This is a genomic window from Spirillospora sp. CA-108201 (genome assembly GCF_050936235.1).
GTDB lineage: Bacteria > Actinomycetota > Actinomycetes > Streptosporangiales > Streptosporangiaceae > Spirillospora.
The window spans coordinates 2,125,738-2,140,839 of the sequence record NZ_JBNJNE010000001.1 but is presented as its reverse complement, the minus strand read 5'-3'; the positions used below and the strand labels follow the sequence as shown (position 1 = coordinate 2,140,839).

Below are 15,102 nucleotides of genomic sequence, written 5' to 3'. Positions count from 1 at the left end.
CCGCAGGCCGGGCCGCGCGGTCAGGAGGGGGCGTTGCGGACGATCGGCAGGAGGTAGCGGCGGGCGAAGTCGCGGGCGCCGGCGTCGTCGAGGGGGATGTGGCCGTCCGGGGTGAGGACGAGGGAGTGCGTGAGGCGGACCAGGATCTCCGCGACGACCTCGGGGTCGACGTCCGCGGGGGCGGCGCCGAGGCGCTGCGCGGTGCGCAGCCGGCCGGCGAGGTAGCCGCGGGCGGCGGCGAGGAGGGGCCCGGCCTTGACCGTGGCGTGCGGCAGGGCCAGTTCGGGTTCGACGACCATGAGGCGGGTCATGAGCCGCTGCTCGCGGCTGATGCGCAGGGTGACGGCGAAGCCCTCGACGAGGCGCTCCTCCAGGGTGGGCAGCGCCGCCACGGCCTCGTCCAGCTCGGCGAAGAAGCGCCGCGCCTCCCGCAGCAGGACGCCGGTGACGAGGTCGCCCTTGGTGGGGAAGCGGCGGTAGATGGTGGCGCGGCCGAGGCCGGACTCGCGCGCTACGTCGTCCATGGTGGTGCGGCGCGGCCCGTAGGTCTCGAAGGACCGCAGGGCGGCGTCCAGGATGCGGTCGGTCTGCGGCTCGCTCGCCGGGCCGCCGGTGAGCAGGCTCCGCAGGAGTTCGTCGTCGCTCGTCATCGTGGCGCCGACTCTAGCCGCCGCGCCCCCTCCGAGCCGAGCGGACGGCGCGTGCGGCGACGGGGGAGTGGCGCAGCGGGGCCCGGGTCGCGGCGTGGGCGAGCCGCACGCCGCGCGCGAAGACCTCGAAGCGGCGCCGGTCGGACGCCGTCCAGCGCAGGCCGAACCGTGCCCGCAGGACGGGCGGGAGCGCGGCGACGCCGGTGGCGCGCAGCAGCCGCGTCGGCGGGAGCGCGAGCCCCGTCCAGGCGGCCCTCGGCAGCGGCCAGGACGGGGGCGGCGGCAGCGGCTCGCGGTCGAGGCGCATGAGCAGGTCGACGGTCGCGTTGCGTTCGAGCCGGTCCTGGACCATGCCGTCGAAGTAGGCGCGGAAGGCGGCCGGGCCGTCCGGCAGGTGCCGCCCGGTGATGCCGAGGGCGAGCGCGAGGTCGCGCCATTCCCGGAACAGGGCCGCCTCCTCGACGGGGCCGAGGGGCCGGCCGAACAGCTCCTGCGTCCGCACCATGCCGTGGTAGAGCGTGGCGTGGACCCACAGGTACGCCTCGGGGTTCAGCGCGTGGTACCGGCGTCCGTCGGCATCGACTCCCTTGATGTCCCTGTGGACCTCCCGGAGCCGCGCCGCCTCCTTCCGGCCGCGCTCCTCGCCCCGGTAGCCGAGGAAGTCCAAGGTCGACTCCAGGGTGCGCGTCAGACGGCCCCAGCGGTCGCCGAGGAACGCGGAGTGGTCGGCGACGCCGGCGCCGACCACGGGGTGCGCGACCTGGAGGAGCAGGGTGGACCTGCTGATGAACACGCCGCGCCAGTCGCCCGCGTACCGCCGGGTGAGCGAGGACGAGCCGGGGATGGCGCCCGCCGGCGGCGGCTCCGCGGACACGGGAGCGGGGGGCGGGGAGTCGGGGCGTCGCATGGGCCCTCGCCGTCGGTGAGACGATAGTACGGATTTCGTATCACCGTATGGATGCGGAGGGCAAGGGCCCGGGGCGCGGACGGCGGGATCAGCGTGCGGAGAGCGCGTCGAGGGCCTGCTCGGTGGTGGGGTGGGCGATGAGGTGCCGGTCCAGGCCGCTGCGTTCGATGATCGTGCGGAACCGGCGTTCCGGGCGGGCGAGGACGAGTTCGCCCCCCGCCGCGTGGGCGGCCTTCCACAGTGTGATCATCGCGTTCAGCCCGGAGGAGTCGCAGAAGCTCACCTCGCCGACGTCCAGGACGATCAGCGGCGGCGCGCCCATGGCCCGCATGTCGGCCAGGACGTGCTCGCGCAGCGCGTCGGCCGTCAGGATCGTGAGCTCCCCCTCCGCCTCCACCAGCAGGCAGGGCCCGCGGACGTCGCTGCGGACCCGCAGCGGATCGATGGGGGTTCCCTCCGGCGTCTCGCCGGTTCCGATGGACATGACGATCACCTCCCGTGGTCACGAGATTGCGCGAGATTGCGAGGTACCCGTGAAAGGGGAGGTCATGCGGGTTCCCGGGCGGGCGCGCCGGAGCCCGCCCGGGAAACATCCGGCGAAGCGCCGCTCAGCTGACGTCGCGGCGCCGGAAGGCGGCCAGCCCGGCCGCCGCCAGGGCGGCCGCCACCGCGGTGAGTGCGAGGAGCGGGAGCGGGTCGGCGTCGCCTCCAGGCAGCTTCGGAGTGTGGGTGAAGGGGGACAGGTCCATGACCGCCTGCGGGAGGCGCAGGAGCGGTCCCACCTGGCCGAGGAGCAGGAAGACGGTGAGCACGCCCCATGCGGCGGACGTCGCGCGGGGGAGCGCGCCGAACAGCAGCATCGCGGCGGCGGCGACGACCCAGACCGACGGGAGCTGGGCCAGCGCCGCGCCGAGCTGGCGGGGGATCTGGCCCGCCAGGTCGTCCGACCGGGCGCCGTGGACCAGGCCGACGCCCAGGCCGGCGGCGGCGAGCATGACCACCGTCCCCGCGACGGTGTTCGCCAGGGCGGCGACGGCCCAGCGGGTGCGGCCGACGGCGGTCGCGAGGACCGGCTCCAGGCGCCCGCCGCTCTCCTCGGCGCGCAGCCGCAGCACGCTCTGCACCGCGTATGCGGCGGTGAACAGCGCCATGAGGCCCATGGCCGTGGCGAGGAACGCGTCCGCGATGTCCTGCTGGCCGCCCATCCTGCGGATGTCGTCCAGGACGGCGTCGCTGCCGTTCACCAGGTCGCCGACGCCGTCCGCGACGCCGCCGATCGCCAGCCCGTACACCAGGAACCCGGCGGCCCAGCCGAGCAGCGTCCCGCGCTGCAGCCGCCACCACAGGGCGAACGGGCCGCGCAGGGACGGCGCGGCCCGCGCCGGGCCGAGGGACGGAGCCAGGATCCCGGAGCCGAGGTCGCGCCGCTCGGTCAGCAGGTAGGCGGCGGCGACCAGCAGCACGAACGCGGCGAGGGGGAGCAGCAGGACGGCCCACTGCTCGCCCGTGAACGGGCGGACGCGCTGCGCCCAGCCGATCGGCGACAGCCACGACAGCCAGTGCGCCGAGCCCGCGTCGGCCACGCCGCGCACCAGGAAGGACGCGCCGAGGACGGCGAACGCCAGGCCGCCGGCCAGGCGCGAGGTCTCGGCGAGCTGGGCGGTGACCGCCGCGACCCCGGAGAACACCAGGCCGGCGCCGAACCAGGACAGCCCGAACGCGATCGAGCCGGCCGCCGGCAACCCGAAGAGGATCATCACGAGCGCGGCGACGGTCCCCAGGGTCCCGGCGGCGGTCACGGCGGTCATGAGCGCCGCGGTGAGCGGCGCGCGGCGTCCGACGGCGGCGGCGCCGACCAGCTCCAGCCGGCCGGTCTCCTCCTCGGCCCGCGTGTGCCGGACGACCAGCAGGACGCACATCACCGCGGTGAACGCGGCGCCGGTCGCACCGATCCGCCACGCGCAGAGCCCCGCGATGCCGCCGTCGTTCAGGAGGCGGCCGTAGAGCGCCCGCGTGGACGGGTTGTCGTTGACGCCGCGCGCGAAGCTCGCGAGCGCCGAGGGCGTGTCGTACTCGTGCTTGAGGCTGTAGACGGTGCCGGAGACGAGCGCGGTCAGCCCGTAGATCCAGGCCGGCATCATGACGCGGTCGCGGCGCAGCCAGATCTTCAGCAGCATGCCGGCGCCCGCGAGGCCGCCGCCGCGGCCGGAGGCCCGCGCCGGAGCGGGCAGGGTCGTGGCGGTCATGAGGCGGTCTCCCTGGCGAGGTCGTCCTCGTAGTGGCGCAGGAACAGCTCCTCCAGCGTGGGCGGCCGGCTCGTCAGGGTCCGCACGCCGATCCGGGTGAGCTCCCTGAGCGCGGCGTCCAGCTCGGGGGTCTCGACCTCGAACGTGATGGCGGTGCCGTCGATGCGGACGTCGTGCGCCCCCGGCAGCGGGATGCCGTCCGGGGCGCCGGCGAGCTCGGCCCGGATGGACGTGCGGGTCAGGTGCCGCAGCTCGTCGAGTGTGCCGGTCTCGACCGTCCGGCCCTTGCGGATGATGGTGACGCGGTCGCAGAGCGCCTCGACCTCGCTGAGGATGTGGCTGGACAGCAGGACGGTGCGCCCGCCGCGCTTCTCCTCCCGCACGCACTCCTGGAAGACCTCCTCCATGAGCGGGTCGAGGCCGGAGGTGGGCTCGTCCAGGATGAGCAGTTCCGCGTCGGACGCGAACGCCGCGACGAGGGCGACCTTCTGCCGGTTGCCCTTGGAGTAGGCGCGGCCCTTCTTCTTCGGGTCGAGCTCGAAGCGGCCGAGCAGCTCGTCCCGCCGCTTCCCGTCGAGCCCGCCGCGCAGCCGCCCGAGCAGGTCGATGACCTCGCCGCCGGACAGGTTCGGCCACAGCGTGACGTCGCCCGGGACGTAGGCGATGCGGCGGTGCAGGGCGGTGGCGTCGCGCCACGGGTCGCCGCCGAGCAGGCTCGCGGAGCCGGAGTCGGCGCGCATCAGCCCGAGCAGGACGCGGATGGTCGTGGACTTCCCGGCCCCGTTGGGGCCGAGGAACCCGTGCACCTCGCCGGGGGCCACGCGCAGGTCGAGGCCGTCGAGCGCGCGCGTCCGGCCGAACGTCTTGACCAGGCCCTCGGCCCGGACCACGTCATTCATCGTCGTCTCCCTTGAGACCCGCCTCGTACCGGTCCATCGCCGCGTGGGCGAGCGTGACGGTCTCCGGTTCGAGCAGCCGGTCGTCGAAAATCTCCAGGACCGCGCGGCGCAGCCGCAGCGAGCCCTCGGGGGTGAAGGTGTCGGCGCCGAGGACCCGGCTGAGGTGCCGGTGCAGCACCTCGATCCCGGTCGTCATCGCGACGGTCGCGGCCGCGTAGGCCTGCAGGTCGCGGGTGGTGGGCGGGACGGTTCCAGGCGGCGGATCCGCCAGGTACCCCTCGGTCACGGCGACCAGGTCGTCGAACAAGCGGTCCGCCGCGGCCGAGCCGTCGACGAGCGCGCGGGCCATGTAGCGCCGGACGGGCAGGTCCGCCTGGACGGCCGCGGCCAGGAGCCCCGGGTCGCCCATCGCCTCGCCGGCGGACGTCGAGCTGAGCCGGCGGATCGTGTCGAGCGCGTAGGCGTCGCACGCCTCGCGCAGTTCCTCCTTCGAGCCGAAATGGTGCTGGACGAGCCCCACCGAGACCCCGGCGGCCTCGGCGATCCCGCGGAACGTCGCACCCTTCGTGCCGTGCTCGGCGAACTGCAGCAGCGCGGCGTCCCGGATCTTGGCACGCGCCGTCAGGTCCTCGGGCGCCGGGCTCGCGGCCCGGCCGGTCCTCGCCATTCCCCACCTCCAATACAGACGTTCAGCTTCCAATATCTATGTATACCATACACATGTATTGCTGATGGGTGCGAGCGGATGCGGCGGGGCCGTTGAGGGGTGAGTTAGCTTAGGCTAGCCTTACCGCGTGCTTTCCCCCGCGCGAGAACACCCGTCGAAATCCCCGGAGGGGCAGGGGCTGTCGCGCGGCGCGCGGCCGTGGTGGCTCGCCCTGCTCGCGGCGGTGCTGCTGCTGACGATCGGGGCCAGCCTCGCGATCGGCGCCGGCGACGTCCCGGTCGCGGACGTGATCCCCGGCGTGTTCTCCCCGGACGACGGCTCCCGGGCGCAGCTGATCGTCCACGAGCTGCGGCTGCCCCGCACCCTCCTCGGCGTCGCCGTCGGCATGGCGCTCGGGCTGGCGGGCGCGGTGATGCAGGCGCTCACCCGCAACCCGCTCGCCGAACCGGGCCTGCTCGGCGTGAACGGCGGCGCGGCCCTCGCGGTCGTCCTGGTCATCGGCGCGTTCCGCGTGGACGACCTGCTCGTCTACGTGTGGGCGGCCTTCGCCGGAGCGGCGGGCGCGGCGGCCCTCGTCTACCTGATCGGCGCCCGGGGGCGCGGCGGCGCGTCCCCGGCGCGGCTGGTCCTGGCCGGGGCCGCCGTCAACGCGGTCTTCAGCGCGATGACGGCCGGCGTGATGCTGTTCACCCCCCGCACCTTCGGCGGCTTCCGGTTCTGGCAGGTCGGCACGCTCGGCGGCCGCGACGTTCCGGTCTTCCTGCGCGTCCTGCCGTTCATCATCGCCGGGACGCTGCTCGCGCTGGCGCTCGCCCGCCCGCTGAACGCCCTCGGCCTCGGCGACGACGCGGGCCGCGCCCTCGGCTCCCGCCCCGGCCGGACCAGGGCGCTCGGGTCGCTCGCGGTGGTGCTGCTGTGCGGGGCCGCGACGGCGGCGGCCGGGCCCATCACGTTCCTCGGGCTGGCCGTCCCCTTCATCGTGCGGACGGCGGTCGGCCCGGACCAGCGGCTCGTCCTGCCCTACGCGCTGCTCCTCGCGCCCGTCCTGCTGCTCGGCGCGGACATCCTCGGCCGCGTCGTCACGCCCGGAGAACTGGAGACCGGCATCGTCACCGCGTTCCTCGGTGCGCCGCTGTTCGCGGTGATGGTCCGGAGGGGAAGGACGCGCGACCTGTGAGAGTCATCCGTGCGGCCGGGGTGTCGCTGCGCTGGGAGCCGCGCACGGCGGCGGTGTGCGGGGTGCTGGCCGCGGTCGCGGTCGGCGCGGCCGTCCTCGTGGTCGGCTCGGGAGAGTTCCCCATCGCGCCGCCGGACGTGGTGCGCGTCCTGCTCGGCAAGGGCGACCAGGCCACCGAGTTCATCGTCACCACCCTGCGCCTGCCCCGCGCCGTCACCGGCCTGCTCGCCGGTCTGGCGCTCGGCATGTCCGGGGCGGTCTTCCAGAGCATCTCCCGCAATCCGCTCGGCAGTCCCGACCTCATCGGCTTCACCACCGGATCGGCGACCGGCGCGCTGCTGCAGATCCTGGTGTTCGGCGGCGGCGCGGTCGCGATCACCGTCAGCTCGGTCGCGGGCGCGGTGCTGACCGCTCTCGCGGTGTACCTGGTCGCCTACCGCCGGGGCGGCGGCGTGCACGGGGTCCGGCTGGTGCTGATCGGCGTCGCGGCGGCGGCGATGCTGGAGGCGCTCAACTCCTACCTCATCACCCGCGCCGAACTGCGCGAGGCGTACGAGGCCGCGTTCTGGCTGACCGGCAGCCTGAACGGGAGGGACTGGGACCAGGCCGTCCCGCTCGCGCTCGCGCTGGCCGTGCTCGTGCCCGCGGCGCTCCTGCTGGCCCGGCCGCTCGGCATGGGCGAGCTGGGCGACGACGCCGCGCGGGCGCTCGGCGTGCCCGTCCAGCGGACGCGGGCCCTGCTGACGATCGCCGGGGTGGGCCTGGTCGCGGCGGCGACCGCCGCGGCCGGCCCCGTCCCGTTCGTGGCGCTCGCCGCGCCGCAGCTCGCCCGGCGGCTGACCCGGCGGCCCGGCGCGCAGCTGCTGCCCGCCGCGCTGACCGGGGCCGCGCTGCTGGCGAGCGCGGACCTGGTCGCGCTGCACCTGCCGGTCGCCGTGCCGGTCGGCGTCGTCACCGGCGTCCTCGGCGGCGTGTACCTGGCATGGCTGCTGTCCTTCTCCGGCCGGCGTTGACGGAGCCGAACGTCGCAATTAGGTTAGCCTTACCTAAATTGAGAGGAGTTCCGTGCTGACCTGGGATGAGCTCCACGCCGCGCTGGCCGAGGTGCTGGGCGAGCGCGCGGAGGCGGACGACAACCTCATCGAGCTGGGCATGGACTCGATCCGGCTCATGCAGCTCACCGGCCGGCTCCGGCGCGGGGGGATCGAGATCCGCTTCGCCGAGCTGGCCGAACGTCCGACGCTCGCCGGGTGGTGGGACCTCCTCGCCGAGAAGGGCCAGGTCGAGGCGTCGGCCGGGCCCGCCCCGGAAACGGGCGCGGAAACGGGCGCGGCACCGGGCGCGGATCCCGGCGAGGCCGCCGTCGAACCGGACGACCCCTTCGCCCTGGCGCTGATGCAGCACGCGTACTGGATCGGCCGAGACTCCGGCCAGGAGCTCGGCTCCGTGGCCGCCCACCTGTACGTCGAGCTGGACGGGCGCGCGATCGACCCGTCCCGCTTCGAGACGGCCGTGGGCGCGCTGGTGCGGCGGCACCCGATGCTGCGCGCCGCCGTCCGCGACGACGGGACGCAGCGGATCCTGCCCGAACGCCCCGGGCCGCTCGTCACCGTCCACGACCTGCGCTCCTCGGACGACGCGGACTCCGAGCTGGAGCGCGTCCGGGACGAGATGTCGCGGCAGCGGCTCCCCATCGAGGACGGCCGCGTCTTCGACGCCCGGCTCAGCCTCCTCCCGGACGGCGCCGCGCGCCTCCACCTGGACGTCGACATGGTCGCCGCCGACGCGATGAGCTACCGCGTCATGCTGGCCGACCTCGCCGCGCTGTACGAGGGCGAGACCCTCGCGCCGATCCGCTACGGCTACGCCCGCTACCTCGCCGACGACCCCCGCGCGCAGGCCCGCGCCGCCGACCGCCGCTGGTGGGCCGACCGGCTCGCCGGCCTTCCCGGCCCGCCCGAGCTGCCGGTCGTCCCGGAGCCGGGGAACCGCGTCGAGCGCAGGCACCACTGGCTGCCGCCGGACGGCAAGGACCGCCTCATCGCCCGCGCCCACGCCGAGGGCGTCACCCCCGCGATGGCGCTCGCCGCCGTGTTCGCCGAGGTGGTCGGGACCTGGTCGGCGACGCCGCGGTTCCTGCTGAACCTGCCGCTGTTCCACCGCGAGCCCGTCCACCCCGACGTCGACAAGGTCGTCGGCGACTTCACCGGGTCCATCATGCTGGAGGCCGACCTCACCGAGGATCTCCCGTTCGTCGCCCGCGCCCGCGCCCTCCAGGCGAACCTGCACACCGCCGGAGCGCACAGCGACTACTCCGGTCTGGAGGTGCTGCGGGACCTGTCGCGGCTGCGCGGGGAGCAGGTGCTCGCCCCGATCGTCTACACCAGCGCCCTCAACCTGGGCGAGCTGTTCGGCGATCGCGTCCGCGAACTGTTCGGCGAACCCGGCTGGATCATCTCGCAGGGCCCGCAGGTGCTGCTGGACGCGCAGGTGACCGAGGTGTCCGGCGGCCTGCTGCTCAACTGGGACGTGCGCCTGCCCGCGTTCCCGGACGGCGTCGCGGAGGCGATGTTCGACGCCTACACCGCCGCGGTCACCCGTCTCGGCGCGCCCGGCGCCGACTGGGACGCGCCGCTCGCCATCGCCGCGACGCCCGCGCAGCTCCGCGTCCGGCACGGGCTGAACGCCACTCCCGCGCCCGCGCCGCGCACCCTGACCGAGGGCTTCTTCGAGCACGCCGCGCGCCGCCCGTACGCCCCGGCCCTGCACTGGGGCGACGGCGGGACGATGTCCTACGGCGAGCTCGCCGGCCGCGCCCTGCGGATCGCGGCGGCGCTGGCGGCGCAGGGCGTCCGCCCCGGCGACCGGGTCTCGATCGAACTTCCGAAGGGCCCCGGCCAGGCCGCCGCCGCGCTCGGGGCGCTGGCGGCCGGCGCCGCCTACGTCCCGATCGGCCCCGAGCAGCCGGAGGCGCGGCGCGCGAGGATCCGCGCGGGCGCCGGCGTCGCGGCCTCGCTCACCCCGAGCGGCCTCGCCGATGCCGACCCGCTGCCCGGACCGGTCGCCGTGCGGCCCGACCAGGTCGCCTACGTCCTGTTCACCTCCGGTTCGACGGGCGAGCCCAAGGGCGTGGAGGTGTCGCACGGCGCGGCGATGAACACCATCGGCGACCTGGTCGAGCGGTTCGCGATCGGGGAGGACGACGTCTCCTTCGCCGTGTCGGCGCTCGACTTCGACCTGTCGGTGTTCGACCTGTTCGCCGCCTGGCACGCGGGCGGCGCGGTCGTCGTCCCGGACGAGGACGAGCGGCGCGACGCCGCCCGGTGGAGCGAGCTGGTGCGGCGCTGGTCGGTGACCGTGCTGAACTGCGTCCCGTCCGTCCTGGAGATGCTGCTGCGCGCGGGCCCGGCGGAGAGCCTGCGGCTCGTCCTGCTCGGCGGCGACTGGGTGGGCACGCACCTGCCCGGCCTGGTGCGGGAGAGCGCGCCGGGCTGCCGCTTCGTGGGGCTCGGCGGCACGACCGAGACGGCGATCCACTCGACGGTGCAGGAGGTCGCGGGCGACGTCCCCGCCGACTGGCACGCCGTCCCGTACGGGGTGCCGCTGCGCGGCGTCGCGTGCCGGGTGGTGGACGAACTGGGCCGCGACCGCCCCGACTGGGTCACCGGCGAGCTGTGGATCGGCGGCGCCGGCGTCGCGGACGGCTACGTCGGCGACCCGGCCCGGACCGCCGACCGGTTCGTCCTCCGGGAGGGCACCCGCTGGTACCGGACCGGTGACCTGGCCCGCTACCGCCCGGGCGGCGCCATCGAGTTCCTCGGCCGCCGCGACCACCAGGTCAAGGTGCGCGGGTTCCGGATCGAGCTCGGCGAGGTCGAGGCCGCGCTGCGCGACCATCCCGCCGTCGGGCGGGCCGTCGCGCTCCTCGCCGGAGGCCGCCTCGCCGCCGCGGTGGCGGCGCCCGCCGGGACCGACCGCGACGCCGTGCTCGCCCGCGTCCGCGAGCTGCTGCCCCCGCACATGGTCCCGGAACTGCTCGTGCGCGTGGACGAATGGCCGCTCACCGCGAACGGCAAGGTCGACCGCAAGGCGCTCACGGTCCTGGCCGCCGCCGAGGCCGGTGAGGCGTCCGCGGCCTGTGCCGAGCCCGAAACGTCACTGGAGAAGGTCCTGGCCCGGATCGTCGCCGAGGTGCTGGGGAGGGAACGCGTCGGCGCGGACGCCGACTTCTTCGCCCTCGGCGGCGACTCCGTTCTCGCCACCACCGTGCTCGCGCGGCTGCGCGAGGCGCTCGACACGACGGCGCTGCCCGTCCGCGTCCTGTTCGCCGAGCGGACGGTCGCGCGCATCTGCCGCCGCTTCGCCGAGCTGGAGGAGACGCCGGGACGCCTGGAGTCCGTCGCCGCCATCTGGCTGGAGGTCGAGGCCATGACCGAGGAGGAGCTGACCGCGCGCCTCGGATGATCCGGGGATCAGCCCGGCTCGGGCTCCGGCCGCAGCGTCGCGGTCCGGAGCCCGGTGAGGGTCAGGGCGAGCGCCAGGGCGAGGACGGCGCTGACCGTCCCGTACAAGGCGATGGCGGCGCCCGGGGCGAGGTACCGGCCGAGCGCCCCGGCTCCGAGCGAGCCGATGGCGCCGCCGCCCGTCTCCTGCGCCGACCACAGCGCGTTCACCCGTCCGAGATGCGAGTCGGGCGTGTGGGACTGGATCAGCCCGTACCGCAGGATCTCCTCGATCGACTGGACGAACCCGTAGACGAACAGGATCGCGACGGCGAGCGCCGGGTGGCGGGCCAGGCCGAGGCACGCGAGCGCGGCGAACCCGGAGACGGACGCGACGAGCAGCGCCAGGCCCGGCGCCCGGGCCTGCCCGGTCCAGCCGCTCGTCAGGGAGGCCAGCACCGCGCCGCACGCCGGCGCGGCGAACAGCAGCCCGACCGTGGTGGCGCCGCCGTCCAGGCTCCGGCTCGCGAACGCGGGCATCAGGACGGGGATGCCGCCCGCGACCATGAACAGCAGGCCGAGGAGCATCAGCGACCCGACGACCCGATGCGAGGCGACGAAGCGGAACCCGTCCCACACCGACTTCAGCGGGTTGGCGTCCGCCTCCTCGGCGGCGGCGGGCTTGAGCGGCGGCAGCCCGGTCAGCAGCGCGAGGGTGCCGAGCGTCCCGGCCGCCGCGGCCGCGTAGTTCCAGCCCACGCCGAACGCCGACACCACGAGCCCGCCGAGCGCGGGGGAGGCCATCGACCCGAGCCGGACCGTGAGCGCGTTGAGCGCCCCCGCCGCGACGAGCTTGTCGGGTGCGACCAGCGCGGGCGTCGCGGCCAGCAGCGCGGTGATGCTGACGCCGGTCATCAGCCCGTCCCACGCCGCCAGCGCGTACAGGGCGGCCAGCGAGGGGGAGGGCAGGAACGCGTTGAGCGCCAGCAGCACGAACCCGATCCCGGCCGCGGCGCGCGCTCGCAGCATCAGGCGCCGCCGGTCGTGCCGGTCGGCCAGCACGCCGCCCCACAGGAATCCCGCGAGGAGCGCGAAGCCCTCGGCGGCGGAGACGCCGCCCACGTGCACGGTGGACCCGGTCAGGTCGTACACCTGCACCGGAAGGGCGACCGCCAGCATGCCGATCCCGAAGACCGAGACGGTGCGGGCGATGAACACGTTGCGGAACGGCCTGCTGGCGCGCAGCGGCCCGACGTCGATGACCAGTCGCCGGAGCATCCTCGGGGTTCTCCTCTGCCGATCGAGTAGCTAAGGTTAGCCTAGCCTTAGTTGATCGTGAGAAAGAGGAGACGTGCAGCGGACGCTGATGAACGGGAAGATCCACCGAGCGACCGTCACCCAGGCGGACCTGCACTACGTGGGCTCGCTGACGATCGACGCCGACCTGATGGCCGCGGCCGACATCGTGGAGGGCGAGCAGGTCCACCTCGTCGACATCGACAACGGCGCCCGGCTCGTCACCTACGCCATCGCCGGCGAGGCGGGCAGCGGCGTCATCGGGATCAACGGCGCGGCGGCCCGCCTCGTCCGGCCCGGCGACCTGGTGATCATCATCACCTACGCGGGCGTGGAGGAGCCGTCCCGGCACGAGCCCCGCGTCGTCCACGTCGACGCCGCGAACCGCGTCGTCGCCCTCGGGTCCGACCCGTCCGAGCCGGTCCCCGGCGCGCCCGCGCAGCTCGCGGGGCGGTGACCGTGGACGGCTTCACCCCCTGGCCCGCCGGCCTCGAAGCCCGCTACGAGGCGGAGGGCTACTGGACCGACCGCCTCCTCGGCGACGTGCTGCGCGGAGACCCCGCCGCGCTCGCCCTGGTCGCGGGCGACGACCGCCTCACCTACGCCGAACTCGACGCCCGCGCCGACCGCACCGCCGCCGGCCTCCTCGCCCTGGGCCTGCGCCGCGGCGACCGCGTGGTCGTGCAGCTCCCGAACACCGCGGGCTTCGTCGTCGCCTTCCTCGCCCTCGTCCGCATCGGCGCCGCGCCAGTGCTGGCGCTCCCCGCGCACCGCGAGAGCGAGATCCGCTACCTCTGCGAACTCTCCGAGGCCCGCGCCTACGTCTGCGCCGACCGCGACGGCGATTTCGACTACCGCGCCCTGGCCCGCACCCTCCCCGTGGAGCACGTGATCGTCGAGGGCGACGCCGCGGAGTTCGCCTCCCTGGCCTCCGTCGACGCCGAGCCGGTGGCGGCCCCCGCCCCCGACCCGTCGGACGTGGGGGTCTTCCTCCTGTCCGGCGGCACGACCGGCCTCCCGAAACTGATCCCCCGGACGCACCGCGACTACGTCTACAACCTGGAGGCCAGCGCCGAACTCTGCGGCTTCGACCGCGACACCGCCTACCTGGTCGTGCTCCCGGCCGCGCACAACTTCGCCCTGGCCTGCCCCGGAATCCTCGGCGTCTTCGCCGCGGGCGGCACGGTCGTCCTCTCGCCCTCCGGCTCTCCGGACGAGGCGTTCCCCCTCATCGAGCGCGAGCGCGCCACCGTCTGCGCGGTCGTCCCCCCGATCGCCCTTCTCTGGCTGGACGCGGTGACCTGGTCGGACGAGGACATCTCGTCCCTGCGGCTGCTCCAGGTGGGCGGCGCCAAGCTCGCCGCCGAACGCGCCGCCGAGATCCCGGACGCTCTGGGCTGCCAGGTCCAGCAGGTCTTCGGCATGGCCGAGGGCCTCCTCAACTACACCCGTCTGGACGACCCGCGCGACCTGATCGAACGCACCCAGGGCCGCCCCCTCTCCCCGGCCGACGAGATCCGCGTCGTCGACGAGGACGGCAAGCAGGTGGCCCCGGGCGACGTGGGCGAACTCCTCACCCGGGGCCCTTACACCCTCCGCGGCTACTACCGCGCACCCGAGCACAACGCCCGCTCCTTCACCCCCGACGGCTTCTACCGCACGGGCGACCTGGTCAGGGAGCTGCCGTCCGGCCACCTCATCGTCGAGGGCCGCGAGAAGGACCAGATCAACCGGGGCGGCGACAAGATCTCCGCCGAGGAGCTGGAGAACCACCTCCTGGCCCACCCGGCGGTCCACGACGCGGCCGTGGTCGGCGTCCCCGACCCGGTGATGGGTGAGCGCACCTGCGCCTTCCTGATCATCCGGGAGGGGGAGAAGGCCCCCGGCCTGCGCGAGATCAAGGATTTCCTCCGCGCCCGGGGCGTCGCCGCCTACAAGCACCCCGACCGCCTGGAGACCGCCGCCGCGTTCCCCCGGACGCCGGTCGGCAAGATCAGCAAGAAGGCGCTCGCCGCGCGCCTCCGATGAGTTCTCCGCCCGTTCGTCGACCGGTGTTCACTGGTTCGCGCGAAATGCCGCCGCCCGGATCGGCAGCCTAATAGACGATCATGTCTATTGGGCTGGGAGACGTCTGTGGCACCCGCTCCTACTCCGCCCTGCACCGCGACCTGTCCGTCCGCGAGGTCGAGGCGGTGCGGCGCGTCTCGCAGTTCTGCACGGCGCGCGTCCTCGCCGTCGACCTGGACGACCCTCTGCCGTACGTCGTCAGCGAGTACGTCGCGGGCCCGAACCTCCAGCAGGCCGTCGACGACGACGGCCCGTACAAGCCGGACGACCTGTACCGGCTGGCGGTCGGGAGCGCGACCGCGCTGACCGCCGTCCACCGGGCGGGCGTCGTCCACCGCGACCTGAAGCCCGCCAACGTGCTGCTCGGACCGGACGGCCCCCGCGTCATCGACTTCGGCATCGCCCGCACCGAGGACATGTCGCAGAGCGCGACCGGGATGAAGGGAACACCCCGGTACATGGCGCCCGAGGTGTTCCAGGGGAAGAGCCCCGGGCCCGCCGTGGACGTCTGGGCCTGGGGCGCCACGATCCTGTTCGCCGCGTCCGGCCGCACCCCTTCCACGGCGAGTCCCTGCCCAAGCTGATGCACTCCGTGCTGAACACCGAACCGGACACCTCGCCGGTGCCCGAGCGGCTCCGGCCCATGGTCGAGGCCGCGCTGGCCAAGGACCCCGGGCTGCGCCCCGACGCGCCGGACCTGCTGCTCGACTGCTCGGCGGGGGGCTCGACGCGGACCTCCTGGAGCAGGGGG

At 74.8% G+C, this 15,102-nt stretch carries 13 protein-coding genes; 6 read left to right on the top strand and 7 right to left on the bottom strand.

Features of this window, described 5'->3' with window-relative positions; genetic code table 11:
* Positions 1-20: 20 nt before the first annotated feature.
* The 6 genes from ACQEU6_RS10530 to ACQEU6_RS10505 all read right to left on the bottom strand — a co-directional run bounded on the left by ACQEU6_RS10530 (position 21) and on the right by ACQEU6_RS10505 (position 5,369).
* Entirely contained in the window at positions 21-650 is a 630-nt protein-coding gene (locus ACQEU6_RS10530; protein WP_499331062.1) for a TetR/AcrR family transcriptional regulator, read from the bottom strand.
* A 13-nt stretch (positions 651-663) separates the two neighbouring features.
* Positions 664-1,557, bottom strand: coding sequence for an oxygenase MpaB family protein (locus ACQEU6_RS10525; protein ID WP_499331060.1), 894 nt, complete (start codon positions 1,555-1,557; stop codon positions 664-666).
* A gap of 88 nt (positions 1,558-1,645) precedes the next feature.
* Positions 1,646-2,041 (bottom strand): STAS domain-containing protein, encoded by a 396-nt coding sequence (locus ACQEU6_RS10520; RefSeq protein ID WP_499331058.1) that lies wholly within the window; start codon positions 2,039-2,041, stop codon positions 1,646-1,648.
* A 124-nt stretch (positions 2,042-2,165) separates the two neighbouring features.
* On the bottom strand, positions 2,166-3,803 hold the full coding sequence (locus tag ACQEU6_RS10515) for an ABC transporter permease (protein ID WP_499331056.1): 1,638 nt from the start codon (positions 3,801-3,803) through the stop codon (positions 2,166-2,168).
* Positions 3,800-4,702 carry an ABC transporter ATP-binding protein gene (locus ACQEU6_RS10510; protein WP_499331054.1) on the bottom strand — a complete coding sequence of 301 codons (903 nt, stop codon included), beginning with the start codon at positions 4,700-4,702 and terminating at the stop codon, positions 3,800-3,802. The genes ACQEU6_RS10515 and ACQEU6_RS10510 overlap by 4 nt, the downstream gene beginning before the upstream one ends.
* Positions 4,695-5,369 (bottom strand): TetR/AcrR family transcriptional regulator, encoded by a 675-nt coding sequence (locus ACQEU6_RS10505; RefSeq protein ID WP_499331053.1) that lies wholly within the window; start codon positions 5,367-5,369, stop codon positions 4,695-4,697. The genes ACQEU6_RS10510 and ACQEU6_RS10505 overlap by 8 nt, the downstream gene beginning before the upstream one ends.
* Positions 5,370-5,496: 127 nt before the next feature.
* On the opposite strand from ACQEU6_RS10505, the gene ACQEU6_RS10500 reads away from it, so the two are divergent.
* Genes ACQEU6_RS10500 through ACQEU6_RS10490 form a run of 3 tightly spaced genes read left to right on the top strand, consistent with a single transcriptional unit; the run spans position 5,497 to position 11,010 of the window.
* Positions 5,497-6,546, top strand: coding sequence for a FecCD family ABC transporter permease (locus ACQEU6_RS10500; protein WP_499331052.1), 1,050 nt, complete (start codon positions 5,497-5,499; stop codon positions 6,544-6,546).
* Positions 6,543-7,559 carry a FecCD family ABC transporter permease gene (locus tag ACQEU6_RS10495; RefSeq protein ID WP_499331051.1) on the top strand — a complete coding sequence of 339 codons (1,017 nt, stop codon included), beginning with the start codon at positions 6,543-6,545 and terminating at the stop codon, positions 7,557-7,559. Before ACQEU6_RS10500 ends, ACQEU6_RS10495 begins: the two co-directional genes overlap by 4 nt.
* Before the next feature lie 52 nt (positions 7,560-7,611).
* On the top strand, positions 7,612-11,010 hold the full coding sequence (locus ACQEU6_RS10490; RefSeq protein ID WP_499331050.1) for a non-ribosomal peptide synthetase: 3,399 nt from the start codon (positions 7,612-7,614) through the stop codon (positions 11,008-11,010).
* 8 nt (positions 11,011-11,018) lie between these two features.
* Here the strand turns inward: ACQEU6_RS10490 and entS are convergent, their stop codons facing one another.
* On the bottom strand, positions 11,019-12,266 hold the full coding sequence (gene entS, locus ACQEU6_RS10485; protein WP_499331048.1) for an enterobactin transporter EntS: 1,248 nt from the start codon (positions 12,264-12,266) through the stop codon (positions 11,019-11,021).
* 73 nt (positions 12,267-12,339) lie between these two features.
* Here entS and panD point away from each other — a divergent pair, with 73 nt between their 5' ends.
* From panD to ACQEU6_RS10470, 3 genes are all read left to right on the top strand, one after another.
* A complete protein-coding gene (panD, locus tag ACQEU6_RS10480; protein ID WP_499331046.1) occupies positions 12,340-12,741 on the top strand; it encodes an aspartate 1-decarboxylase in 402 nt (133 codons plus the stop codon).
* A gap of 2 nt (positions 12,742-12,743) precedes the next feature.
* The gene (locus ACQEU6_RS10475; RefSeq protein ID WP_499331045.1) at positions 12,744-14,312 is read left to right on the top strand and encodes a (2,3-dihydroxybenzoyl)adenylate synthase; all 1,569 of its coding nucleotides are present in this window, start codon (positions 12,744-12,746) and stop codon (positions 14,310-14,312) included.
* 80 nt (positions 14,313-14,392) lie between these two features.
* A complete protein-coding gene (locus ACQEU6_RS10470; RefSeq protein WP_499331044.1) occupies positions 14,393-14,935 on the top strand; it encodes a serine/threonine-protein kinase in 543 nt (180 codons plus the stop codon).
* Positions 14,936-15,102: the final 167 nt, after the last annotated feature.

Coding starts and splice junctions, on each gene's coding strand:
- ACQEU6_RS10470 (WP_499331044.1), top strand. CDS start 14,393: ATGTCTATTGGGCTGGGAGACGTCTGTGGCACCCGCTCCTACTCCGCC.
- ACQEU6_RS10525 (WP_499331060.1), bottom strand. CDS start 1,557: ATGCGACGCCCCGACTCCCCGCCCCCCGCTCCCGTGTCCGCGGAGCCG.
- ACQEU6_RS10510 (WP_499331054.1), bottom strand. CDS start 4,702: ATGAATGACGTGGTCCGGGCCGAGGGCCTGGTCAAGACGTTCGGCCGG.
- ACQEU6_RS10530 (WP_499331062.1), bottom strand. CDS start 650: ATGACGAGCGACGACGAACTCCTGCGGAGCCTGCTCACCGGCGGCCCG.
- ACQEU6_RS10515 (WP_499331056.1), bottom strand. CDS start 3,803: ATGACCGCCACGACCCTGCCCGCTCCGGCGCGGGCCTCCGGCCGCGGC.
- ACQEU6_RS10505 (WP_499331053.1), bottom strand. CDS start 5,369: ATGGCGAGGACCGGCCGGGCCGCGAGCCCGGCGCCCGAGGACCTGACG.
- entS (WP_499331048.1), bottom strand. CDS start 12,266: ATGCTCCGGCGACTGGTCATCGACGTCGGGCCGCTGCGCGCCAGCAGG.
- ACQEU6_RS10520 (WP_499331058.1), bottom strand. CDS start 2,041: ATGTCCATCGGAACCGGCGAGACGCCGGAGGGAACCCCCATCGATCCG.